This window comes from Brevundimonas sp. UBA5713 (genome assembly GCF_002419815.1).
GTDB lineage: Bacteria > Pseudomonadota > Alphaproteobacteria > Caulobacterales > Caulobacteraceae > Brevundimonas.
In genome coordinates this window covers 69,875-93,631 of the sequence record NZ_DIGV01000018.1, presented here as the reverse complement: position 1 = coordinate 93,631, position 23,757 = coordinate 69,875, and the positions used below count along the sequence as shown (strand labels likewise).

Annotated in this window: 23 protein-coding genes; 15 read left to right on the top strand and 8 right to left on the bottom strand. The window is 60.8% G+C overall.

Annotated features, from left to right (window positions below):
- Positions 1 to 146: 146 nt before the first annotated feature.
- Positions 147 to 1,481: a glutamate--tRNA ligase gene (gltX, locus tag B3B04_RS04350; RefSeq protein WP_292040266.1), complete on the top strand. Its 1,335-nt coding sequence runs from the start codon at positions 147 to 149 to the stop codon at positions 1,479 to 1,481.
- Between the two features lie 90 nt (positions 1,482 to 1,571).
- Here the strand turns inward: gltX and B3B04_RS04345 are convergent, their stop codons facing one another.
- Positions 1,572 to 1,865, bottom strand: coding sequence for a CC_3452 family protein (locus B3B04_RS04345; RefSeq protein ID WP_292040265.1), 294 nt, complete (start codon positions 1,863 to 1,865; stop codon positions 1,572 to 1,574).
- 120 nt (positions 1,866 to 1,985) lie between these two features.
- Complete coding sequence (locus B3B04_RS04340; protein ID WP_292040263.1) at positions 1,986 to 2,591, bottom strand: TIGR00730 family Rossman fold protein; 606 nt, start codon at positions 2,589 to 2,591, stop codon at positions 1,986 to 1,988.
- Positions 2,592 to 2,672: 81 nt separating this feature from the next.
- Between B3B04_RS04340 and B3B04_RS04335 the strand changes: the two genes are divergently transcribed.
- The gene (locus B3B04_RS04335) at positions 2,673 to 3,416 is read left to right on the top strand and encodes a hypothetical protein (protein ID WP_292040262.1); all 744 of its coding nucleotides are present in this window, start codon (positions 2,673 to 2,675) and stop codon (positions 3,414 to 3,416) included.
- A gap of 106 nt (positions 3,417 to 3,522) precedes the next feature.
- On the opposite strand, the gene B3B04_RS04330 is transcribed toward B3B04_RS04335, so the two are convergent.
- Entirely contained in the window at positions 3,523 to 4,698 is a 1,176-nt protein-coding gene (locus tag B3B04_RS04330; RefSeq protein ID WP_292040259.1) for a DNA cytosine methyltransferase, read from the bottom strand.
- A 76-nt stretch (positions 4,699 to 4,774) separates the two neighbouring features.
- Complete coding sequence (gene metC, locus B3B04_RS04325) at positions 4,775 to 5,941, bottom strand: cystathionine beta-lyase (protein WP_292040257.1); 1,167 nt, start codon at positions 5,939 to 5,941, stop codon at positions 4,775 to 4,777.
- Positions 5,942 to 6,016: 75 nt separating this feature from the next.
- On the opposite strand from metC, the gene B3B04_RS04320 reads away from it, so the two are divergent.
- Together B3B04_RS04320 and B3B04_RS04315 are read left to right on the top strand one after the other, a co-directional pair.
- Entirely contained in the window at positions 6,017 to 7,132 is a 1,116-nt protein-coding gene (locus tag B3B04_RS04320; protein WP_292040254.1) for an amino acid ABC transporter substrate-binding protein, read from the top strand.
- A gap of 31 nt (positions 7,133 to 7,163) precedes the next feature.
- Entirely contained in the window at positions 7,164 to 8,477 is a 1,314-nt protein-coding gene (locus tag B3B04_RS04315) for a dicarboxylate/amino acid:cation symporter (RefSeq protein ID WP_292040251.1), read from the top strand.
- Here B3B04_RS04315 and sseA read toward each other — a convergent pair.
- Entirely contained in the window at positions 8,474 to 9,310 is an 837-nt protein-coding gene (gene sseA / locus B3B04_RS04310; RefSeq protein ID WP_292040249.1) for a 3-mercaptopyruvate sulfurtransferase, read from the bottom strand. The genes B3B04_RS04315 and sseA overlap by 4 nt on opposite strands.
- A 150-nt stretch (positions 9,311 to 9,460) precedes the next feature.
- On the opposite strand from sseA, the gene kdsA reads away from it, so the two are divergent.
- The 5 genes from kdsA to parC all read left to right on the top strand — a co-directional run bounded on the left by kdsA (position 9,461) and on the right by parC (position 16,191).
- Positions 9,461 to 10,339, top strand: a complete 879-nt coding sequence (kdsA, locus tag B3B04_RS04305) for a 3-deoxy-8-phosphooctulonate synthase (protein ID WP_292040246.1) — start codon at positions 9,461 to 9,463, stop codon at positions 10,337 to 10,339.
- Positions 10,340 to 10,357: 18 nt separating this feature from the next.
- The gene (rfaE2, locus tag B3B04_RS04300; protein ID WP_292040244.1) at positions 10,358 to 11,818 is read left to right on the top strand and encodes a D-glycero-beta-D-manno-heptose 1-phosphate adenylyltransferase; all 1,461 of its coding nucleotides are present in this window, start codon (positions 10,358 to 10,360) and stop codon (positions 11,816 to 11,818) included.
- Positions 11,815 to 12,816: an ADP-glyceromanno-heptose 6-epimerase gene (rfaD, locus tag B3B04_RS04295; protein ID WP_292040242.1), complete on the top strand. Its 1,002-nt coding sequence runs from the start codon at positions 11,815 to 11,817 to the stop codon at positions 12,814 to 12,816. Before rfaE2 ends, rfaD begins: the two co-directional genes overlap by 4 nt.
- Positions 12,816 to 13,928, top strand: coding sequence for a DUF3089 domain-containing protein (locus B3B04_RS04290; RefSeq protein WP_292040240.1), 1,113 nt, complete (start codon positions 12,816 to 12,818; stop codon positions 13,926 to 13,928). The genes rfaD and B3B04_RS04290 overlap by 1 nt, the downstream gene beginning before the upstream one ends.
- 61 nt (positions 13,929 to 13,989) lie before the next feature.
- A complete protein-coding gene (gene parC, locus B3B04_RS04285) occupies positions 13,990 to 16,191 on the top strand; it encodes a DNA topoisomerase IV subunit A (RefSeq protein ID WP_292040238.1) in 2,202 nt (733 codons plus the stop codon).
- Positions 16,192 to 16,240: 49 nt separating this feature from the next.
- Here parC and B3B04_RS04280 read toward each other — a convergent pair whose 3' ends face one another.
- A complete protein-coding gene (locus tag B3B04_RS04280) occupies positions 16,241 to 16,966 on the bottom strand; it encodes an arginyltransferase (protein ID WP_292040236.1) in 726 nt (241 codons plus the stop codon).
- Positions 16,967 to 17,076: 110 nt separating this feature from the next.
- Complete coding sequence (locus tag B3B04_RS04275; protein WP_292040233.1) at positions 17,077 to 17,979, bottom strand: flagellar motor protein MotB; 903 nt, start codon at positions 17,977 to 17,979, stop codon at positions 17,077 to 17,079.
- A 114-nt stretch (positions 17,980 to 18,093) separates the two neighbouring features.
- Between B3B04_RS04275 and B3B04_RS04270 the strand changes: the two genes are divergently transcribed.
- Positions 18,094 to 18,597 (top strand): flavin reductase family protein, encoded by a 504-nt coding sequence (locus tag B3B04_RS04270; protein ID WP_292040231.1) that lies wholly within the window; start codon positions 18,094 to 18,096, stop codon positions 18,595 to 18,597.
- A 26-nt stretch (positions 18,598 to 18,623) separates the two neighbouring features.
- Here the strand turns inward: B3B04_RS04270 and hemB are convergent, their stop codons facing one another.
- On the bottom strand, positions 18,624 to 19,631 hold the full coding sequence (hemB, locus tag B3B04_RS04265) for a porphobilinogen synthase (RefSeq protein ID WP_292040230.1): 1,008 nt from the start codon (positions 19,629 to 19,631) through the stop codon (positions 18,624 to 18,626).
- A 232-nt stretch (positions 19,632 to 19,863) separates the two neighbouring features.
- Here hemB and hemA point away from each other — a divergent pair, with 232 nt between their 5' ends.
- The 5 genes from hemA to ribD all read left to right on the top strand — a co-directional run bounded on the left by hemA (position 19,864) and on the right by ribD (position 23,757).
- Positions 19,864 to 21,090, top strand: coding sequence for a 5-aminolevulinate synthase (hemA, locus tag B3B04_RS04260; RefSeq protein ID WP_292040229.1), 1,227 nt, complete (start codon positions 19,864 to 19,866; stop codon positions 21,088 to 21,090).
- The gene (locus tag B3B04_RS04255) at positions 21,087 to 21,275 is read left to right on the top strand and encodes a DUF6898 family protein (protein ID WP_292040227.1); all 189 of its coding nucleotides are present in this window, start codon (positions 21,087 to 21,089) and stop codon (positions 21,273 to 21,275) included. The genes hemA and B3B04_RS04255 overlap by 4 nt, the downstream gene beginning before the upstream one ends.
- A 79-nt stretch (positions 21,276 to 21,354) precedes the next feature.
- A complete protein-coding gene (gene glyA, locus B3B04_RS04250; RefSeq protein ID WP_292040223.1) occupies positions 21,355 to 22,638 on the top strand; it encodes a serine hydroxymethyltransferase in 1,284 nt (427 codons plus the stop codon).
- A 13-nt stretch (positions 22,639 to 22,651) separates the two neighbouring features.
- On the top strand, positions 22,652 to 23,131 hold the full coding sequence (gene nrdR / locus B3B04_RS04245; protein WP_292040221.1) for a transcriptional regulator NrdR: 480 nt from the start codon (positions 22,652 to 22,654) through the stop codon (positions 23,129 to 23,131).
- The gene (gene ribD, locus B3B04_RS04240) at positions 23,131 to 23,757 is read left to right on the top strand and encodes a bifunctional diaminohydroxyphosphoribosylaminopyrimidine deaminase/5-amino-6-(5-phosphoribosylamino)uracil reductase RibD (protein WP_292040219.1); all 627 of its coding nucleotides are present in this window, start codon (positions 23,131 to 23,133) and stop codon (positions 23,755 to 23,757) included. Before nrdR ends, ribD begins: the two co-directional genes overlap by 1 nt.

The following is a 23,757-nucleotide window of genomic DNA, read 5'->3' as shown; positions in this document are numbered from 1 at the left end:
GCCATACCTTGACGGTGTGGCCGTTTTCTTTTCCTCTCGTGAAGCGGTCGATTTATCCGGCAGGTGACGCTTTAATGGGTCGCGCGCCTTGACTTCGCCTCACGGTGGCGCGACCAAGCCGCCTCGTTTTGAGGTCAAAGGCTGTCATGTCCGTCAAGGTTCGTTTCGCCCCGTCGCCCACGGGTAAGCTGCACGTAGGGAATGTTCGCACCGCTCTGGTGAACTGGTTGTTCGCCAAGGGGCAGGGCGGCTCGTTCGTGCTGCGCATCGACGACACCGATCTGGTCCGTTCGACCAAGGAGTCGGAAGACAATATCGAGATCGACCTGAAATGGCTCGGTCTGGAATGGGATGAGCGCTACAACCAGTCCAAGCGATTTGACCGCTATGAAGAAGCTGCCGAGAAGCTGAAGGCTTTGGGTCGCTTGTACCCGTGCTACGAAACGGCTGATGAGCTGGATCGCCGCCGCAAGGTGCAACTGTCTCGCGGTCTGCCGCCCATTTATGACCGCGCCGCGCTGAACCTGACAGAGGAAGAAAAGGCCGCCTTTGAAGCCGAGGGGCGCAAGCCGCACTGGCGCTTCAAGCTGGAAGGTAAGCGCGTGTCGTGGGAAGATCTGGCCCGTGGTCATGCCGAGGTGGACACCGCCTCGATGTCGGACCCGGTGCTGATCCGCGAGGACGGGCTGTTCCTCTACACCCTGCCGTCGGTGGTCGATGACATCGACATGGAAATCACCCACATCATCCGCGGGGAAGACCACGTCACCAACACCGGTGCGCAGATTGAAATCTTCGAAGCTCTGGGTTCCAAGGTGCCGGGCTTTGCGCACATGCCGCTGCTGGTAGGAGCCGACGGTTCGGCTCTGTCGAAGCGTCTAGGCTCGCTGTCCATCATCGACATGCGCAATGACGGCTATGAGCCGATCGCTATCACCAGCCACCTCGGCAAGATTGGCACTTCGGACAATCTGGAGATCGCCGGTTCCATGCAGGAACTGGGCGAGGGCTTCAGTTTCTCCAAGATGGGCCGCTCGCCTGCGCGTTACGATGAGGCCGATCTGGGCCGTCTGAACGCTCAGGCGTTGCAAGCCATGGATTATGCGACCGCCAAGCCGCGTCTGGCCGATTTGGGCGTGGATCTGGGCGAAGACTTCTGGAACGCGGTGCGTCCGAACCTGCACTTCTTCAATGATGTGGTCGGTCTGGCCGCCATCATCAGCGGCCCGATCACACCGGTGATCGAGGATGCAGCTTTTGCCGAAGCCGCGCTGAAGTTGCTGCCTGAAGAGATTACCGCCGACGTCTGGTCGGTGTGGACCGGTGCCGTGAAGGCCGAGACTGGCGCCAAGGGCAAGGGCCTGTTCATGCCGCTGCGTCTGGCGCTGACCGGCCAACCGCACGGGCCTGACATGGGGGCCATCGTACCGATGATCCCGCGCGACAAGATCGTGGCCCGCTTGAAGGGCGAAGCGGCCTAGGGGCTGCTGGTAGATATAGAAAAGGCCGCCCCGAAAGGGCGGCCTTTTTTGTATCCCGCACCAAAGCGCGAAGCCTTGGCTATACCTGCCTTAGGCGTTGCAGGCGGCCAGTTCTTCGGCCGACAGCTCGTGGCCCTTATAGGCAAAGGCCGACACCTTGCCCATGCGGGCAACAACGCGACGGCAAGCACGGGTAGCCGGTTGGGCCGAACCGCCGGTCGCGGTGCATTCGGCACCTTCACAGCGCCAGGTGGCACCGTCGACGATCAAGCGACCCGAAGGGGCCGAAGCTGCGTCCACGAGAGTGGCGCGGGTAGCTGCCGGTGCATCTGCAACGGCGGGGGCGGCTGCGAACAAAGCAGCAGCAATGGCGATGGCACGCATCAATTGATTCTCCTGACCAAAAACCGGGGAGGCACACGCGAGGGATTTGTGCGTTGTTTTTGGCTACTGTCAACACAAGTGAACGGCGTTTTCTAAACAGTGTTCACTATGCCGCACTTTTTAACGAGGATCGTGGCGCACGTGCGGCGTTGATTCGGCGGATTTCATTAATTCGACAGCCTCAGCGACAGAATTGACCACCTGATACGCGTCAAGGAAGGAGGCGGGGGTCATACCGGCGTCTACCGTATCTTTGACTAGTTTGAAGAATCCGTCCCAAAAGCCGTCGAGGTTCAGGAAGATGACCGGCTTGGCGTGCAGGTCCAGACGTTTCCACGACAGCAGTTCGACCACTTCTTCGAGAGTGCCGATGCCGCCCGGAAACACGACGAAAACGTCGGATTCGTCGTACATCATCATCTTGCGTTCGTGCATGGAGGTGACGACCACGGTCTCCACCTCGTCGAACAGGCGTTCACGGCTGCGCAGAAAGCCGGGCATGATACCCACGACGCGCCCTCCGGCGGCATGGGCCGCGCGCGCTGCTCCGCCCATCAGCCCCACGCCGCCGCCGCCGTACACCAGTCGCCAGCCCGCCTCGGCCACCAAGGTGCCAAACTCGCGCGAAGCGGCGACATACTGCGGGTCATTGCCGTCCGACGAGCCGCAGAACAGGCACACGGAGCGACCGTCATAGGGATCTACGGTATTTTTCAGTTCGGCCATGTCGACTCTATCTATGGGGGAAGGGCAGGGTGCCCTTAAGCTACTCTGTGTAAGCCACTTCATAGCCGGAGCCAGAACAGCATGAAACGGTATCAAGGCCATAAATCTGCGTTCGTGATCGCGGCCTTGTCGGGTGCCTTTCTGATGGGGTGCGATGAGGCTGCCATGCCCGCGCCTGTCGAGAAACAGGATGAGCAGTGGCGCGAGCCCCCTTCGGTCACGGACGTGAACTGGAAGGGTGAGACCGCCACCGTGAGCGGCGTGGCCGATCCGGGCGGTCGTGTCGTGTTTATTGTGGAAAGCGGCCAATCCTACGCGGCAACAGCCGATACACAGGGTAACTTTAGCCTGTCTGTCATGGTGCCGCCCGAAGGTCTGCTGCTTCAGCCGCGTTTGCAAACGGGACGCTCTACTGTCGGAGGGCCGGGCCAGCTGTTTATTGCGCCGCGCGAGGTGGGATTGGCTGCGGTGCTGTTTCCCGGGGACCCGTCGTATCGGCTTACGGGGAACGGGCCGCTGGACGCGGTGGATCGTGACGGAGAGGCGCAGGTGATATCAGGCCGCGCAACAGGAGACAGGGCCACTCAGCTCGACGTCAACGGCCGGGCCATAGACGCCCATTCAGATGCAAACGGTCGCTGGGCCGTGGTTGTCCCGTCTTCCGGCGCGCCATCGCGCGTCGTCGTGGCTGGGCGCAGCTATGATGTGCCAGGACATAGCGCCGACACGTCTGATTTCAGCGGGCGAGTCGGCCATGGCTGGCTGGTGCGTCGAAATTTCGGGGATGGGGCTGTGCAATCCACTTGGTTCCCGCTGGATAAGTAGCGGAATGGTAATGAAATCTTTACCGTTAACCTTCTGTTAACCAAAGCAGATGGAACTAGCCATGTTCTCTTAATCTTAGAGGGCACCCACCATCACCGAATACCTTTCACCCGGCGCTCTCCAGCGCCGGGTTTTTTCTACCCCCGATGCCAATAGCGCACTCAGTAGACAGCAGAGGCTCGAACAGTTGCTGCGCCAGATAGCGCACGGCAGGCGCGACTACGCCATCGCCCATCAGGTGGTAGGCGTCATTGTAGTTGGCAGGCAGTCGATAGCTGTCAGGCAGGCCCATTAACCGCGCAGCTTCGCGTGTGGACAGCAGGCGTGTGCGTACGCGCCGTCCATCAACCACCATAATGATCTGGCGACTGGAACCGCCCGACGGCGTGCGTAGGCAGCCGGCCACGTTGTCAAAACGTACCTCGGCACGCTGCACCTTGTTGCCATCGGCATCGCGACGGGTACGGCGATAGATGCCGCCAACCATCCGGCGACCCGCACGCTTGGCGGCCACCACCTTGGCCTTGTTCACGTCCGACATCATGGCCAGCAGGGCGCGGGTCTCCTCGGCGCTGTGCCAATCCACGCTCTTGGGGCGATCCTCGACCACATCCGCGAAATCGAGCGCGCGACGGGCAGGGACAGGCAGGTTCCACCACAGCCATGACTGGCGGGTCTCTTCCGACAACCGGTTTACCGCGCGGCGCAGGGCGGGGGTGTGAAAGACGTGTGCGGCATCCGGCGCGATGAGGCTGTCGTCTATAGCCACATCGTCTCGCACGCCGATCACAAACAGGCGCGGGCGTGACTGTGGCACGAAGCGATCGGCATTGATGACCAGGGCCCCATAACGATAGCCATTGCGGGCAAAGGCGCTGCAAATGGTTTCAAAGTCGGCCCCCGCGCGCGAGGTCAGTGCGCCGCACACATTCTCGACAGCGACGATGGGGGGCGCGCGGCCTTCCGCACGCAGGCGGGCCATGATCGACCAGAAGACGTGGAAGGTGCCCGAACGCTCTCCGTTCAGCCCCCTGCCCATGCCGGCCAGTGACAGGTCCTGACAGGGAAAGCTGGCCCATGCCATGTCGGGATCGCCCGGCATGTGGGCTGTATCCAGATTGCGGATGTCGTCTACCAGCAGTTCGCCGCTGGTACCCCAGTTGGCCTGATAGGCCAGCCCCTTCTTGCCGTCGAAGTCGTTGGCAAAGGTGCAGCGCCACTCAGGGCCCAGCCCTTGCCGCACCATGCCGCCTCCGGCGAAGAATTCGTAGAATGTGGGCATGACCGCAGTTCAGGGGTGAATCAGTTGATATCGAGTGTGACCCCCTGATCCAGCCCCGTAAACCCGCACCCTTGGCTCATACGGCGTGTAATCCACGGCCAAGATCGGCAATCAGGTCATCGACATCTTCCAGACCGATATGAAGGCGCATGATCTCGCCTTCCAGCGGCGGCTGATGCTCGCGCCACGCCAGTTGGGATGTGTCATTGGTGATCAGGCTCTCATACCCGCCCCATGAGTATCCCATGCCGAACAGGCTGAGCGCTTTCATCAGGCGATGGGCGGCGGAGCGATCGCCACGGAGCACAAACCCTATCAGCGACGCCGCGCCATCGTACTGGCGCTGCCACAGGTCGTGATAGGGCGAGGAGGGCAGTGGCGCATACATGACGCGAGCTACCTGCGGCTGTTGCTCCAGCCATTGGGCGGCCTTCAGCGCCGAGCGCGCCTGGGTGGCATAGCGAAGTGGCATGGTACGGATGCCTCTAAGCGCCAGCCACGCATCGTCGGGTGACACATGCCAGCCGTGATCTTCAATCGCCTCGAAAATCAGGCGCGCCAGTTCGGGATCGCGTGTGGCGATGGAACCCATCAGCAAGTCGGAATGGCCACCTACATATTTGGTCAGCGCCTGCACGCTGACATCGGCACCGACAGCAAGAGGCTTCAGTGCGATGCCCGCGCCCCATGTGTTGTCCACCACGCTAAGCACGCCCTTGTCGCGGCAAAGGCCGAGCAGCCTTTCCAGATCCACCAGTTCAAACGTGAGGGACGCGGGGGTTTCGACGAGGAGAAGTCTGGTTCGCGCCGAGAAGCTGGCGGCTATCTCTTCGGCCGTCCAAGCCGCCGGATGGAAACGTGCCGTAATGCCCAAGCGTGCCAGCGTACGGGTCAGGAAACGTCGTGACGGGCCGTAAACTGCGTCTGTGCACAGCACCTCGTCGCCGGGTTTTAGCAGGGCGAGCAATGGGACGGTTACCGATGCCAGACCCGACGGTACGATGAATGCGTGTGTTGCCCCTTCCAGATCTGCCAGAACAGTACGCAACTGTCGCGCGGCAGTCCCCCCGTCCAAACCGTAGATCGGCCCATCGCGGTCAGAGCCCATCATCGCAGGATCGTCGCTGAGCATGGTCGAAGCCCGCTCGATCGGCGGATTGACCGGACGGCGGCCACGTCCACGTTCGGTAGCGGGAGAAATCAAGCGAGTGGAAAGACCAAGCTTGTCAGAAAGTTCGGACATAGGTTTCACTGTGTTGCGAATGTGCCCATAGAGGGCTCTAAAGCGAATGCAGACGCAAGCGCGGAGGATATGCTGATGACCAAGCCCGTCGTTGTCCGGCTCTTCGGAGCTATGGCTATGACCTTGGGGCTACTTGGTCTTTCAGCTTGTCAGCGAGGCGGGGAAGAGCCGCAAGGCGAAAATACCGTCTCGGCTGAAGACATCGCGGCTTTGCGTGAGCTGGGAGAGACCAGCCCGACCTTGGCGCGGGTCAAGGCGCGCGGCTATTTGAACTGCGGGGTCCACGGCAATCTGATGGGCTTTGCCTATAAGGACAATCGGGGCCAGTGGCGTGGCTTTGATGTCGACTTCTGTCGCGCGACGGCTGCCGCGGTTCTGGGTCGCCCCGATGCCGTGCGTTTCTATGCCTTGACCGCCGAGGAGCGTTTTCCGGCACTGGTCTCAGGTAAGGTGGACGTGCTTTGGCGAAATACCTCGTGGACCATGGAGCGCGATTCCACCGGTCAGGTCGCATTTGCAGGGATCAACTACTACGACGGTCAGGGATTCCTGACCCGTCGTGCCCTGAATCTCTCCAGTGCTGCCGAGCTTACCGGCGCGCGCATATGCGTCAATGGAAACTCGACCAGTGAACTGAATGTCGAAGATTATTTCCGTACACGCGAAATTGAATTCAAGCCGGTAATCCTCGACACCGAGGAAGCGGCCCGTCAAACCTATGCGCGAGAAGAATGCGACGCTCTAACCGGCGATATCTCGTCGTTGGCCGCAGCCCGTAGTGTGATGAATGACCCGCGACAGCATGTCATTTTGCACGATTTCATTTCCAAAGAGCCTTTGGGGCCGGTGGTCCGGGCAGGCGACGAGCGCTGGGAAGCAGTTGTTCGTTGGACGCTTAACGCATTGATTTCTGCTGAAGAATTGGGGGTCACCAAGTCCAATGTCGCGCGCTTGGCGCAGGACGGTGGTAGACCGGAAGTCAATCGATTACTGGGGCTTGAAGGAGACTTCGGTCCCAAGTTGGGTCTAGCCCGTACCTGGGCCAGGGACGCCATTGCGGCTTCGGGCAACTATGGCGAGATTTTCGAGAATAACGTCGGTCAACAATCAACGCTCGATTTGGATCGCGGATTAAACCAGCGATGGAACGCCGAACAGGGTGGCTTGATTTACGGACTGCCAATCCGCTAGGCGGCGAACTCAAGTTTTTATAGGGGGACTTATGGATCAGGCATCCAAAAAAGGGCTGCCGCTCCACGTCATGATGTTGATTGGCTTTTCCGTCGGCCTTATCGGCGGATTGCTGGTGAACAGCTTCGTGGGCAGCGAAACGGGATGGGTCTTGTGGATCACCACAAACATCACCGGCCCGATTGGTCAGATTTTCCTGCGCCTGCTCTTCATGCTGGTTCTGCCCCTGCTGTTCTCGGCGCTGGTCATTGGCGTCGCGGAAATGGGCGACCTCAAGGTGTTGGGGCGCGCGGGTATCAAAAGCCTGCTTTTCACTGTCTTCGTCTCCGCCATCGCCGTCGTCATCGGCATGGTTATGGTCAATCTGTTCCGTCCGGGGGCGGGCGTTGACCCGCTGGTCGCCCAGCAACTGCTGGAACAGGGCAAGGCCGGTGCCGCCAATATCGTGGAGAACTCCAAGTCTGCCGAGGCTGGTGGCAACTTCTTCATCGAACTGATCCCGACCAATGTCTTCCGCGCCGCGGCTGACAACGACATTCTGCCGGTCATGGTGTTCGCCATGCTGTTCGGCATCGGTGTGGTCATGGTCCGGTCCAGCGCCACCGATCACTTGCTGAAGTCGATCGAAGGCCTGTTCGAAGTGATGATGAAGCTGATCGGTCTGGTCATCAAACTGGCCCCGTACGCCATCGCCTGCTTGATGTTCAACCTGTCGGCGCTGTTCGGCTGGGACCTGCTGATGCGTCTGGCCGCCTTTGTGGGCGTCGCCGTGGGGGCCATGGCGATCCATATGTTTGTGGTCTATCCGCTGTTGGTTTGGACCATGGGCGGAATGAACCCGCTCAAATTCTTCAGCAGCATCCGCGAAGCGGTCGTGGTCTCGTTCTCGACGGCCTCGTCAAACGCCAGCTTGCCGGTGTCGATGCGGGTTGCCGAAGAGCAGTTGGGCCTCCCGCGCAAGATTGCCCGCTTCGTACTGACCGTGGGGGCGACAGCCAACCAGAACGGTACCGCCCTGTTCGAAGGTGTCACGGTTCTGTTTCTGGCCCAGTTCTTCGGCGTGGACCTGAGCCTGAGCCAGCAGTTCGTCGTGATGCTGATCTGTATTTTGGGCGGAGTGGGTACCGCCGGCGTTCCGGGCGGTTCGCTGCCGGTTGTTGCCATGATCCTTGGTATCGTCGGCGTTCCGCCGGAAGGTATCGGCCTGATCCTGGGTGTCGACCGTCTGCTGGACATGTGCCGCACCACGCTGAATGTCACGGGCGATCTGGTAGTCGCGACTGTAGTGTCTCGCGGCGAAGAGGATTCGCCGGACGAAGACACTCCGGCTGCGGTGACGGCCTAATCGGTTTCGATGGGGGTGTCCTCGCGGCTCCCCCATTCGGACCACGATCCGTCGTAGAGGCGGGCCGACTTGCCCAGCAGGTGCAGGCCCAGTGTCAGGATCGCAGCGGTGACGCCCGATCCGCAGGTGGTAATCACCGGACGGTTCAAATCCAATCCGACCTCTTGAAAGGCGGCCTCCAACGCGGGGCCGCTTTTCATCGTTTTGTCTGCATTCAACAGGTGGTCGAAGGGCAAATTGAATGCGCCTGGCATATGTCCACCACGCATGCCGGGACGGGGTTCTGGCACCTTGGCGTTGAATCGGCCCGCACCACGTGCGTCCAGAATCTGCGTCGGCGATGCCAGTGCGGCCCGCACGTCCTCCAGAGACGCCACCGCATCGCCGTCGTAGATTGCCTTGAACGTCACTGGCGACGGAGCTTGAGGGGCGGACGTCTCGACAGCGCGGCCTTCAGCCTTCCATTTGGGAAAGCCGCCATCCAGCACGGCTACGTGCTGTGCACCCATCAGCCGGAACATCCACCAGACGCGCGCTGCCGAAAAAAGTCCCTGATGGTCGTAGACCACGATCGTGTCGGTCTCGCGGATACCGAGCTGGCCTGCAGCTTTCGCAAAATGCTCGCCAGACGGCAGCATGTGGGGAAGGGGGCTATCGGGATCACTAATGCCGTCCAGATCGAAGAAGACCGCATTGCCAATGCGCTCGCGCACGAAATCGGCCCTGGCATCATGGCCATCCAGCCACCAGCTGGCGTCGATCAGCCGCACCTCCGGTTGATCAATGATGCGGGCGAGTTGTTCCGTCGAGATGAGGGGAGCATTCTGGATCATGGCCATGGTCTAACACGAGAAAGGCGTCTGGCTGCCGGTGGCGTCACCAATGTTTCGCGTGATAGGTTGAACAAAAGCCGTTGAATCGCCAACTACCGGTTTGACTATGCGAGACCCGCTGTCTTGCCTCCCATGTTGAAAGATCTCCCCGTGACCCGTCCGAACGCTGTCATCACTCTCTCCGAAGGCCTGCCGAAACCCGTGGTGATCGGCGGCGGCAACCGCATCGTCTTCATCGCTGGTCCATGCCAGATGGAAAGCCGCCAGCATGCGCTTGAGACGGCGCACCGCCTGAAGGAAATCGGCGAGCGTCTGAACGTCGGCATCATCTACAAGACCAGCTTTGACAAGGCGAACCGTACCAGCGCCAGCGCCGCGCGGGGTATCGGTCTGGCTGGCGCGATGCCGATCTTTGCCGAGATCCGCGAGACCTACGGCCTGCCGACCCTGACGGACGTGCACAGCGAAGCGCAAGTCGCGCCCGTTGGCGAAGTGGTCGATGTGCTGCAAATCCCGGCCTTCCTGTGCCGCCAGACAGACCTGCTACTGGCAGCCGCTGCTACGGGTAAGGCGATCAACATCAAGAAGGGTCAGTTCCTTGCCCCTTGGGATATGAAGAACGTCATCGCCAAGGTAACCGGTGCCGGTAACCCCAACGTTATGGCCTGCGAGCGCGGTGCTTCGTTTGGTTACAACACTCTGGTCAGCGACATGCGTGCCCTACCAGAGTTGAAGTCGATCGGTTGTCCGGTCGTGTTCGATGCGACCCACAGCGTGCAGCAGCCGGGCGGCCAAGGCACGTCGTCGGGCGGGCAGCGGCAGTTTGTTCCGGTGCTGGGCCGTGCCGCGGTCGCGGTGGGTGTGGACGCCGTCTTTATGGAAACCCACGAAGATCCGGACAACGCGCCATCGGACGGGCCGAACATGGTGCCGCTCGACAAGTTCGAGGCGCTGGCTGCCGAGCTGATCGCGTTTGACGATCTGGCGATCAAGGTGGGCGCTAAAGCCCTATTGGCTCATTCGGCTTAAATCCGTTAGTTCAGTCCAATGGCTGAACGCTCATTCGATCTTTTGACGCTGCAACGACTGTTGGAGCGTATTCGTGGCCTGAAGGTCGCCTGTGTGGGCGACCTGATGGTCGACCGCTTCGTTTATGGCGAAGTGAGTCGTATTTCGCCCGAGGCTCCCATTCCGGTGCTTAGGGCGCAGCGCACAGTCTCCATGCCCGGGGGCGTGGGTAATGTGGCCCGCAATATCTCGGCGCTGGGTGCTACGGCGCGTCTGGGTGCCATCATCGGAGCTGACGCGGCAGGGGCCGAACTGGCTGACCTGATCCAACAAGACGCAGGCGTCGAGAACTGCCTTTCCACGCCCGATAACGCCCGGACCATCGTCAAAACGCGCTATGTCTCCGGCGGCCAGCAACTGATGCGGTTGGATGAGGAAGACGGTCGCCATCCCGGATTTGCCGATCCCTCCGTGTTTAACGGTGCCAAGGCTATTCTGCTTTCAGACTACGCCAAGGGCGCGCTGGACGATGCTGCCATCAAGGCCGCTCTCGATGCTGGCCGCAATATGGGCGTGCCGGTCATCGTTGATCCCAAGGGTGCCGATTTTGCCCGCTATGGTGCGGTTGACCTGATCAAGCCCAATGCGGCTGAACTGGCGGGTGCTACGGGCATGCCGACCAAGACTGACGAAGAGGTCGAAGCCGCGCTGGCCTGCTTGTTCTCCAAGACGACGGCCAAGGCGGTCATGGTCACGCGAGCAGGCAAGGGCATGTCACTGGCTCGGCGTGGAGAGGCCGTGGTGCATTTTCCGGCCCGCGCGCTGGAGGTGTTCGACGTGTCGGGCGCGGGCGATACCTGTCTGGCCGCATTGGGCTTGGCGCTGGCCTCGGGCGAGAGCCTGGAAGTGGCGGCCCAGTTTGCCATTCTGGCGTCGGGCATTGTGGTCGGCAAAGCCGGCACCGCCGTGGTCACCCCCGACGAACTTCTGGAGGCTGAGCGCGATGGACAGAGCCTGGCAATTGGCACCGGTCTCCTGTCGCTTGACGACGTGGCTGTTCGGGTCGAGAGCTGGAAGAAGCAGGGCCTGCGTGTCGGCTTTACGAATGGCTGCTTTGATATTCTGCACCGCGGCCACGTTTCCTATCTGGCTCAGGCCCGCAGTTGGTGTGACCGTCTGGTGGTGGCGCTGAATACAGATGCATCCGTACGCGCTTTGAAGGGCGAAAGCCGTCCCGTCAATGATCTGGAAAGCCGTGCAGAAGTCATAGGCGGACTAGCCAGCGTGGATGCCGTCACCTGTTTTGCTGACCAGACGCCGATTAATATTATCAATCGTTTACGCCCGGATGTTCTTATAAAGGGTGCAGACTATACCAAGGACAAGGTCGTGGGGGCGACCGAGGTGGAAAGCTGGGGCGGAGAGGTCAAGCTGGCGCAATTTGCTGATGGTTATTCCACCACCCGAACCATTCAAAAAATGACCGGAGCCGAGGGATGAGCAAGCGCATAGTCGTCGTGACGGGAGGAGCCGGTTTTATCGGCTCGAACATCGTGGCGCGACTGTGCGACAGGGCAGAGTTTGACGTGGTGGTCGTTGACTGGCTGGAAACAGCCGACAGCGGCAAATGGCGTAATCTGTCCAAACATCCTGTGTGCGATATCTGGGCACCGGAAGAGCTGTTTGAAAAGCTGGATGCCGTCAAAAATCGCGTGACGGCCATCATCCATATGGGGGCCATATCCTCCACGACCGAGCCGGATGCCGATCTGACCCTGCGCACCAATTTCGGTCTGACGCGCGATGTCTGGAACTGGTGCGCACAGTCCGGTGTGCGGCTGATCTATGCATCCTCTGCGGCCACCTACGGTGATGGCGATCTGGGCTTTGACGACGACAATAATTTTGAAGCGCTGAGTTCGCTTCGTCCTCTAAATGCTTATGGCTACTCAAAATATCTGTTTGATCAATATGCGATCAAACAAGCAGAGGCCGACCATGCGCCACCGCAGTGGGTGGGACTGAAATTCTTCAATGTCTACGGCCCGAACGAATATCATAAGGGCAGCATGAAATCGGTTGTCGCGCAGATCTTCCCCGACGTGCAGGCGAGCAAGCCGGTCAAGCTCTTCAAATCCCATCGCGAAGGTTTTGAGGACGGGGGACAACTGCGGGACTTCGTCTATGTCGACGATATCGTCGACATCGTCGACTGGTTGATGGATCGCCCTGACATAAGCGGCATCTATAATGCGGGCTCGGGGCAGGCGCGGTCCTTCGCCGATCTGGCGCGCGCGACCTTGGCCGCCGCCAGCAAGGCTGAAGCTATCGAATATATCGACATGCCCGAGAGCATCCGCGACCGGTATCAGTATTTCACCGAGGCCCGCATGGAGCGTTTACGTGCTGCCGGATATGACAAGCCAATGACCTCCCTGGAAGAGGGCGTGCGTCGCTATGTGCAAGATTTCCTGTCGCAACCGGACCCTTACCGCTGATGGCTAGAAAACCGCTCACGGCCGGCAGATGGCTTGGTATCTTCACGGGCAGCATTGTTCTGGTGCTTCTGGTGGCGGTGCTGATCTGGCGGGGGGACATCCTGCGAGCCATGCTTGATCCACAGGTGCCGTTCCAGACCTATACGCCGCCGCCCGCGCCCGATTATGCCAACCGTTCGTCATGGGCGTTGTGGGATGCCAAGTCGGACCGTTCGGCTGACGCATCGGTATTCTTCGTCAGCTCCACCACCTTTAACGGCGGCAAGCACTGGAACAGCCCGATCGGCGACCGCACGGCCAATGCCTATTTGCATCGCGTCGTGCTGCCGAACTTTGCCGGACCATTTGCACTGTCGGGCGATGTAAGTGCGCCGTTTTATCGTCAGGGCAGCCTCTACACCCGCCTCAGTCTTCGTGATGATGCGCGCGAAGCCCGAGCCTTTGCCTATCAGGACGTGGAGGCCGCATTCGAGGCGTGGCTGAAGCGCCATCCGGACGGTCCAATATTACTGGCCGGTGTAGAGCAGGGGGCCGACCTGTTGGCACGCCTGTTGCGTGACCGGGTGGCTAAGGATCAAACGCTTAAAAGCCGACTGGTCGCTGCGTATCTGATGGACACTATCGTCCCGCAAGGTGCGATTGACCTGCCCGTATGCGCCACGCGCGATCAGGCGGGCTGCTTTGCGGCGTGGTCCATGATCGACGAGGGCAAGGAAGGCGTTGCCAGCCGCCGTATGCGCCGCGCCTTGTTCTGGGATGATAAGGGCCGACTGGAAGAAATCGGATCGGTACCGATTGTCTGCTTCAATCCCGTCAGCGGTGCGGCTGATAATGTGCCTACGGAGCCGCGGCGCCATCTCGGGGCGGCCAATGCCACCGGATTGGAATGGGGGCTGCGTCCGGCGTTTATTGACCGTCAGGTAGGGGCTGTCTGTCGCGACGGCTTCCTTCGCAATACGCGGCTGAAGACAGAGTCATTCCGTGAAAACCGTAGCTGGGCCAACCGTCGTAAGGCTACGCCCTACAATCTGTTCTATGCCGATACCGAGGCCGACGTTTTGGCCCGCCTGGCGGTGTGGAAAGCCAATCAAACCACCGATTTGACGCATTAGCCCCCAACCATGCTGAAACGCGGGCTAGACTTCTGGCCTCTGATCTCCGATTCGAAATCGTATGACCGTTCACACCACTCCGCCGGAAGGCGGCCGTATCGTCGAAGAACCGATGGCCGAGGCGCTGTCGCGCCGTTATTTGGCCTACGCCCTGTCCACGATCACCAACCGCGCCCTGCCGGACGTGCGTGACGGCTTCAAGCCGGTGCACCGTCGCATCATGTATGCGATGCACCAGATGCGTCTGAACCCGCAGTCTGCGGCGCGTAAATGCGCCAAGGTCGTGGGTGAGGTCATGGGTGGCTATCACCCGCACGGCGACGCCTCGATCTATGAAGCGCTGGTGCGTCTGGCGCAGGATTTTGCCCAGCGTTATCCGCTGGTCGACGGTCAGGGTAACTTTGGCAACATCGACGGCGATAGCGCCGCGGCCATGCGTTACACCGAATGCAAGCTGACGCCGGCGGCGGTTCTGCTGCTGGAGGGCATCGATCAGGATGCCGTCGATTTCCGCCCGACCTATGACGATCAGGACGAAGAGCCGGTCGTTCTACCTGCCGGTTTCCCGAACCTGCTGGCCAATGGTTCGTCGGGCATTGCCGTCGGTATGGCCACCTCGATCCCGCCGCACAATGTGGGCGAGTTGATCGACGCATGCCAGCTGCTGTTGGACAAGCCCAGCGCCGATGTTGACGAGCTGATGCAGCTGGTGCCGGGACCGGATTTCCCGACCGGCGGCGTGTCGGTCGAAGGGGCGGCCTCTATCCGCGAAGCCTATGCCACGGGCCGCGGCGGTGTACGCGTGCGCGCCCGCTGGGAGACCGAAGACCTCGGTCGCGGTGTCTGGCGCGTGGTCATCACCGAGATTCCGTATCAGGTGCAAAAGTCCAAGCTGATCGAACAGCTGGCTGACCTGATCGAAAACAAGAAGGCCCCGTTGCTGGCCGATGTGCGTGATGAGTCGGCGGAAGACATTCGTCTGATCCTCGAGCCGAAGAACCGCACCATCGAGCCTGACATGCTGATGGAAAGCCTGTTCAAGCTCTCTGATCTGGAATCGCGTTTCCCGATCAATATGAATGTGCTGGATGCTACGGGCACGCCGCGTGTCATGAGCCTGAAGGAATGCCTGCAAGCCTTCCTCGATCACCGCCGTGATGTGCTGAACCGCCGCTCGAACTGGCGCATTGAAAAGATCGAGAAGCGCCTGCACCTGTTGGAAGGTTTGCGTATTGCCTTCCTCAATCTGGATGAGGTTATTCGCATCATCCGTGAGGACGAGCAGCCCAAGGCGACCCTGATTGCGCGCTTCAACCTGACGGAAGTTCAGGCCGATTTCATTCTGGATACCCGTCTGCGTCAGCTGGCCCGTCTGGAAGAAATGGTCATCCAGCAGGAGTACGATAAGCTGGCCGAAGAGCTGGCCAATCTGAAGGCGCTGACCTCGTCTGAAGCCAAACAGTGGAAGGCCATCGGCAAGGAACTGCAGGCGGTCCGCAAGGCGCTGCTGTCGCCGCGCCGCACCACCATGGCAGACGCCGTGGATGCCTCGGCCTTCGTAGCACCGGAAGCCTTCATCCCGCGCGAAGCCATCACCGTCATTCTGTCCGATCGCGGCTGGATCCGCGCAGCCAAGGGCAAGGTAGACGATCCGTCAGAGCTCAAGTTCAAGGAAGGCGATAAGCTGGCCTTCCTCGTTCCGGCCTTTACGACGGACAAACTGCTGATCGGGGCCTCGGATGGCCGTATCTTTACGGTCGGGGCCGACAAGCTGGCCTCTGGCCGTGGCCATGGCGAGCCGCTGCGCTTGATGATCGACCTCGATGAAAAGGCCGAGATCATCAATGTGGTCGCGCACGAGCCGAACGCCAAACTGCTTGTCGCCTCGACGGCGGGCTATGGCTTTGTGGCCCCTGAGAATGATCTGCTGGCGCAAAAGCGCGGCGGCAAACAGGTTCTGAACGGCGAGATGAAGTCTATGCTGCGCGTCAGCGGCGATCACGTCGTCACCATCGGCGAGAACATCAAGACACTGATCTTCCCGATTGCCGAACTGCCGGAAATGGGCCGTGGCAAGGGCGTGAAGTTGCAAAGCTTCAAACAGGGCGGACTGGCCGATGTGGCCGTGTTCAATGCCGAAACCGGTCCGGAATGGGTCGACGGCGGTGGCCGCAAGCGCAAGTGGGACGACTGGCGCGATTGGCTGGGCAAGCGTGCCGGTGCCGGTCGCCAAGGCCCGCGCGGTATGCGCAAGTTCCGCTAGCGAAAATGAAGAAGGGGACCGATCCGGTCCCCTTTTTTTATGTTTCAGGTCAGGGGAGACGCTGCCAACCGAACAGTCCCAAAGCTTCCAGCGGACGATACTGGGCCTTGTAATCCATGGTTTTGGAGCCCTGTACCCAATAGCCCAGATAGACATAGGGCAGGGTGACGGTCGCGGCCTGGTGGATGTGGTCCAGAACAATATAGCGACCCAAGCTGCGCTGTGGCAGGGTCGGATCAAACGCGCTGTAGACCATCGACAGACCATCGCCCAACACGTCGATCAGGGCAAAACCGATCAGGCGGTTGTCTTCGGACGGCAGGCGGTATTCGCAGACGTGTGTCCGTACCACCGAATCCTCGATCATGGTGACGAAGTCGGCTTCGCCCATCTCGTTCATGCCACCGTGGGGATGGCGGGCGGCCAGATAGCGCTTCAGCAGATCATATTGCTCTGCGGTCGCAATCGGATCGACGATGCGGCGTTGCAGATCGCTATTGCGCTTGATCAGCTTTTTGGACGTGCGGTTGAGGTCAAACTCGGCCACCGGAATGCGCACGGATACGCAAAGGGCACAGGTCTCGCAGGCAGGACGATAGGCGATGTTCTGGCTGCGCCGGAAACCGGCGTGGGTCAGGCTGTCGTTGACGACCGCGCCTTCGCTGAGCGGCAGATTGGCGAAGATCTTCCGCTCCATCCGGTCCGGCAGATAGGCGCACGGCGACTCTGCCGTCACGAAGAAGCGCAACTGTCTGGAGGGGATATGCTGGGTCATCGCGCAGTTCTCGCACCCAAGGTTTGACCACGCGCGCGACGAACGACGGGGACGATCATTTCCGGATATAGCCCCCCATCCTTCATCTTTCGCAAGTGCCCACCTTTGGACTAGAGGCTGGTATCGGCTGGCAGGACCGGCGCTTCACGCAGCAAAACGATGGCGATGCGGCGATTGCCTGCCAGTGACGGGTCGTCAGGATAGAGCGGATCAGACCCTGCCTTACCTGCAACGGAATAGACGCGGTCCGGGTTCACGCCGGAGTTCTGCAAAATCACACGGGAGGCGTCGGCACGGGCCGATGACAGCGGCCAGTCGCCCGGTGCGTTGGCACGATTGGAACCCGCAACGGCGCTGGTGTGGCCGGTGATGCTGATACGGTTTGGCAGGCGATTGATTGCCCGCGATACGGCACGCAACAGGGTCTGGGCGCGCGGGTTCGGGCGGGCCGAGCCGTTCTCGAACATGGAGCGACCTTCCTGGTCGACCAGCTGGATGCGCAGGCCCTCTGGCGTTTGGTCAATGATCAGCTGTTTCGACAGTTCAGCCAGTTCCGGCATGGACTGCATGGCCTGACGCAGAGATTCGGCGGCGCTGGCGAAATCGGCAGCTTCGCGGCGGGCGATCTCGGCGCGCAAGGCGGCTTCGCTGGCAGAGGACAGGTCTGACGATTGACCCGCGGCCTCGGGCGATTCCGGCGCGGGCGGGGCCAACTGCTCGATGATCATATTCGATCCGGCACCCTTGGCACCTTCATCATCCCCCAGCGAGGTTCCGCCCAGAAGGCCGCCAGAGCCAGAGCTGGCGGCCGAAACCGACGAGGGCGCGAAATACTCTGCGATGCCGCGCTTTTGCTCCGGATCGGTCGTGTTGATCAGCCACATCAGCAGGAAGAAGGCCATCATGGCCGTGACGAAGTCGGCGTAGGCCACCTTCCACGCACCACCATGGTGGCCGTGTCCCTGCACCTTCTTGACCTTCTTGATCAGAATGGGGCGATCGCTTTGCGCCATGAGGTCCGTCTGCCTTAACTATAAGCTTGGCCCTAAATGCCACGCGGCCCGTTAAGAAGCTGTTGCGGCCTTTCGCGGGCTTGCCGCTGGGGGCAGGGCGGCCTAGTCAGGGGTGTGACCGGACTGATTGATAATACCGACGATTTTGATCCGCGCGCCTATCGCAGGGCGCTGGGCGGCTTTGCCACGGGCGTATGCGTGGTGACGGCGCATACGGTGGATGGCCCGCTGGGGATCACCGTAAACTCCTTCACCTCTGTGTCTCTGGAACCGCCGCTGGTGCTGTGGTGCATGGACATCAAGTCGGACCGTCACGACGCCTTTGCGGGCGCGGACCGTTTCGCCGTGCATATGCTGCCTGTCGAAGATCAGGCCATGTCGGATCGTTTTGCCTGGGGGGCGGCACGCCTGACCGAGCAGGAGTTCGAGACCGGAAATCCGGCCCCGCCGCGTCTGCGCAATGCGGTAACGCGTCTGGATTGCCTGACCCATGACCGCATCGTCATGGGTGATCATCTGGTGATCGTGGGGCGGGTGACGGCGTTTGATACACGGCCGGGGGATGCCCTGACCTATTTCCGTGGCCAATACGGCAGCGCGGTTGATCCGACAGCCTAGGGCTGCCGGATCGGACCTGACGCAATTTAGTCGTTCAACATACGCGCGGCAGTCGGCGCGAAATAGCTGATGATGCCTGCCGCACCGGCGCGCTTGAACGCGTGCAGGCTTTCCAGAATGACGCGATCCTTGTCCAGCCACCCCTTGGCGATGGCGGCCTGCATCATCGCGTACTCGCCCGACACCTGATAGGCGAAGGTCGGTACATGGAAAGTCTCGGTCACGCGCTGGACGATATCTAGATACGGCATGCCCGGCTTAACGATGACGGCGTCTGCGCCTTCGGAGATGTCCATGGCGACTTCGCGCAGGGCTTCCTCGGTGTTGGCGAAGTCCATCTGATAGGTCTTCTTGTCGCCCTTCAGCGCCGTGGCCGACCCGACCGCATCGCGGTACGGACCGTAAAAGCCCGAAGCGAATTTGGCGGCATAGGAGATAATCATCGTATCCTGATAGCCGTTGGCCTCCAGCGCATTGCGGATGGCCTGAATGCGGCCATCCATCATGTCGGACGGCGCGACGGCGTCGGCACCGGCGTGGGCGTGAATGAAGGCCTGTTCTTCAAGACGTTCGATGGTGGCGTCGTTGGCGATTTTATCACCTTCCATCACGCCGTCCTGACCGTGGTCTGTGTAACAATCCAGCGCCACATCGGTCATGATGCCGACTTCAGGAGCCGCATCTTTCATGGCGCGGATCACTTCGGGAATCAGGCCGTCCGGATCGGTCGCGCCCGAGCCGATGTTGTCCTTGGGCGTGTGAGCGATGTTCGGGAACAGGGCGATCATCGGAATACCGAGGTCGCGGGCCTCTAGAGCAGCGTTGACCGCTTCTTTTCGCGACAGGCGGAATACGCCGGGCATGGACTGCACAGCGACCTTGTCGTCCTCCCCGTCGTGCACCACGACCGGCCAGATCAGGTCGCTTGCCGTAAGCGTGGTTTCAGCCACCAGACGACGCACCCATGGGGCTGTCCGCAGACGACGCGGGCGGGCATAGGGGAAGGCAGCGGGCTGGAAGGGAGGAGTGCTCATGACAATAGTCCTTGGAACGCGAAGGCTTCTGCTAAACCAATCCGCAGCACGGCGCAAAACACGCTGAGAAACCGCTTCTTTCAGCGGATTCTAGTTACAGTGAAGCGTAGCTTTGGATGCGAACCATTATCAGTTGGTCGAACTGGGGCATTTTGTCCTGACGCGAACGTGGACATCGCGTTATCAAGGGCGCAAATAGGCCGCAGCCTTTATAAAGAAAAGAAACGCACTCGTGTTCGATTATAAATCCGCCTTTCAGAACTCTGTGGAGCAGGTGCGCGCCGAAGGCCGCTATCGCGTGTTCGCTGATCTGAAGCGGGTGCGAGGCCAGTTTCCGCGCGCTGTGCGTCGTCGTGAAGACGGCACCGAGCAGGACGTCGTGATCTGGTGTTCGAACGACTACCTCGGCATGGGGCAGCATCCGGTTGTGCTGGAAGCTATGCACGAGGCCATCGACACGGTGGGTGCAGGGGCGGGTGGTACCCGTAATATTTCCGGCACCACGCGTTCGGCTGTGGACCTCGAAGCCGAACTGGCCGACTGGCACAAGAAGGATGCGGCTCTGCTGTTCACGTCGGGCTACGTCGGTAACGAGGCAACGCTTTCGACCCTGCAGAAGATTCTGCCGGGGCTAATCATTTTCTCTGACGCTCTGAACCACGCCTCGATGATCGAAGGCATCCGCCACGGCGGCGGTCCGCGTCATATCTTCCGCCACAACGATCTCGAGCATCTGGAAGAGCTGCTGGCCGCCGCTCCGGCCGATGCGCCCAAGCTGATCGCGTTCGAGTCCGTCTATTCGATGGACGGCGATATTGCCGATCTGAAGGGCACTATCGCTCTGGCGCGCAAATACAATGCGCTGACCTATCTGGACGAAGTTCACGCTGTAGGCCTGTACGGTGCCACCGGCGCAGGCGTGGCAGAGCGCGACGGCGTGCAGGGCGAGATCGACATTATCGAATGCACCATGGGCAAGGCCATCGGCGTGATGGGCGGCTATATCGCTGCCGACGCCATGATCGTGGACGCAGTGCGCAGCTGGGCTTCGGGCTTTATCTTTACGACCTCGCTGCCGCCCGCACTGACTGCGGGCGCGCTGGCGTCGGTGCGTCATCTCAAGTCGCACCCTGAACTGCGTGAGCAGCACCAGGAACGCGCTCAGGCGCTGAAAGACCGTTTCGCGGCCAAGGGCCTGCCGGTCATGCCGTCGGAAAGCCACATCGTGCCGGTGCTGGTGGGCAACCCTGTCCACTGCAAGAAGATTTCCGACATGCTGCTGGACGACTACGGGATCTACGTCCAGCCGATCAACTATCCGACCGTGCCCAAGGGGACCGAGCGTCTGCGATTTACCCCGTCGCCCAACCATGACGACGACATGATGGACAAGCTTGTCGACGCCATGGACAAGCTGTTCTCGCACTGCAACGTGGCGCGGCGTCCGGTCGCCGCATGATGTCGCGCGATAGTGAACTCGGCGATGTGATCGTCGAGTTCGTGCGCAACGGGGCCTATTTAAAATGTTCGGCCATTCACGTCGCCAGCGGGCGCGAGGTGAGTGCGCTTGGTCCTGCATCCGATCCAAAAGGCGTGGAACGGGTGGCGATCGCCAAGCTGAAGCGGGTACTTGAAAAACGCTGACCCCCTAGATGTTGTGGTTATGGTCGGCGCAGCCTAGAAGGAAGCACCAACCAGCCGCTCAGCCTTGGGGATTCCCACAGTGACCGCATTCACCCACGATTCTTATTTTTCCCAGTCTCTGGCCGACGCCGACCCGGAAATCTTCAAGGGCATTCAAAGTGAGCTGGGACGCCAGCAGGAGCAGATCGAACTGATCGCTTCTGAAAACATCGTCTCCAAGGCGGTGCTGGAAGCGCAAGGCTCGGTCCTGACCAACAAGTACGCCGAAGGCTATCCGGGTCGTCGCTACTATGGTGGTTGCGAGTTCGTTGATATCACCGAGGATCTGGCCCGCGAGCGCGCCAAGCAGCTGTTCGGTGCCGAATTCGTCAACGTCCAGCCGCACTCGGGTGCCCAGGCCAACCAGGCTGTCTTCTTCGCGCTGCTGCAACCGGGCGATACCTTCTTGGGTATGGATCTCGCCTGCGGTGGCCACCTGACCCACGGTTCGCCCGCCAACCAGTCGGGCAAGTGGTTCCGTCCGGTGACCTATAAGGTCCGCGAAGACGACCACACCATCGACTATGACAACGTGGCCGAAATGGCTGAGCGCGAGAAGCCCAAGCTGATCCTTGCTGGTGCATCGGCCTACGCCCGTCAGATCGACTTCAAGCGCTTCCGCGAAATCGCTGACTCGGTCGGTGCCTATCTGATGGTGGATATGGCCCACTACGCCGGTCTGATCGCCGGTGGCGTCTATCCTGACCCGCTGCCACACGCCCACGTCGTCACCACCACCACCCACAAGACCCTGCGTGGCCCGCGCGGCGGCATGATCCTGTCGAACGATCTGGATCTGGGTAAGAAGATCAACTCGGCCGTCTTCCCGGGCCTGCAAGGCGGCCCGCTGGAGCACGTCATCGCTGGTAAGGCTGTGGCTTTTGGTGAAGCTCTGAAGCCCGAGTTCAAGGCCTATGCCCAGCAAGTGGTGAAGAACGCCAAGGCCCTGTCTGAAGTCCTGATCGAGCGCGGTCTGGCCATCGTCACCGGCGGCACCGACAGTCACCTGATGCTGGTCGATCTGCGTCCGAAGGGCGTGACCGGCAAAGCCACCGAGCACGAGCTCGAAAAGGCGCTGATGACCTGCAACAAGAACGGCGTGCCTTTTGACACCGCGCCGTTCACCGTTACCTCGGGTATCCGTCTGGGAACACCGGCTGGCACCACCCGCGGCTTTGGCGAGGAAGAGTTCCGTCAGATTGGTCACTGGATCGCCGACGTCGTTTCGTCGATGAACGGTGGCGACGAAGCCGATCCGGCTGTGATCGCTTCGGTGGCTGCGCAGGTACGCGAGCTAACCCATCGCTTCCCGATCTACCGCTAAGGGATTGATTTGAATGAAGTGCCCCTTCTGTGGAAATGGCGACACTCAGGTGAAGGACAGCCGGCCATCGGATGATGGCTCGGCGATCCGCCGCCGTCGGTCGTGCCCGCAATGCGGGGGGCGCTTCACCACCTTCGAACGTGTGCAGTTGCGTGAACTGGTCATTCTGAAACGGAATGGCCGCCGCACGCCGTTTGATCGCGATAAGCTGGAACGCTCACTGGGCATTGCCCTGCGCAAACGTCCGGTTCAACCCGATCAGGTCGAGCAACTGGTCAGCCGCATCGTGCGCCAGCTGGAAAGCCTCGGCGAAACTGAAATCCCGTCCAGCGTGGTGGGTGACTTCATCATGAAGGCGTTGAAGGGTGTCGATGAAGTGGCCTATGTCCGCTACGCCTCGGTGTACAAAGATTTCCGCCACACCAGCGACTTTGCCAAATTCCTCGGTGACGAGGGTTTTGACGAGAACAAGCTGAACGCCGGACAGGACTGATGCGCCCGCGCGTCACCCTGAAACTGGCGACGTCTCTGGACGGTAAGATCGCCATGGCCTCTGGTGAAAGCCAGTGGATCACCGGGCCTCAGTCACGCCAGCAGGGTCATCGATTGCGTGCCACCCACGACGCCATTCTGGTGGGCGTGGAGACCGTGTTAGCCGATAATCCGCAACTGACTGCTCGGCTGGAGGGCGAAACGCCAAAACAGCCGCTTCGCGTGGTGCTGGACAGCCAGTTGCGCACACCGGCCTCGGCGCATCTAGCGGACGGGGCCGTGATCTACACCGCCGCCGAGCCGCGAGACGTGGGACAGGCCGAGGTGGTCAGGGTTGAAATATCCACGGACGGGCGTCCGTCTATCGAGGCGGTCTTGGCCGATCTGTCGGCGCGCGGCGTGTCATCCTTGCTGATCGAAGGTGGGGGCAAGGTGGCTGCCAGTTTCCTGCGCGGCGGATTAATCGATGCCATTGAGTGGTTCCGTGCGCCGATGATCTTGGGTCAAAGCGGCCGTTCGGGTATTGCAGAGCTGGATTTCCTGAAACTTTCCGACGCTCCGCGTTTCCGGCGTCTTGCGGTCGAGCCCTTGGGTGACGACTTGTGGGAACGCTACGAGAAGGTCTGA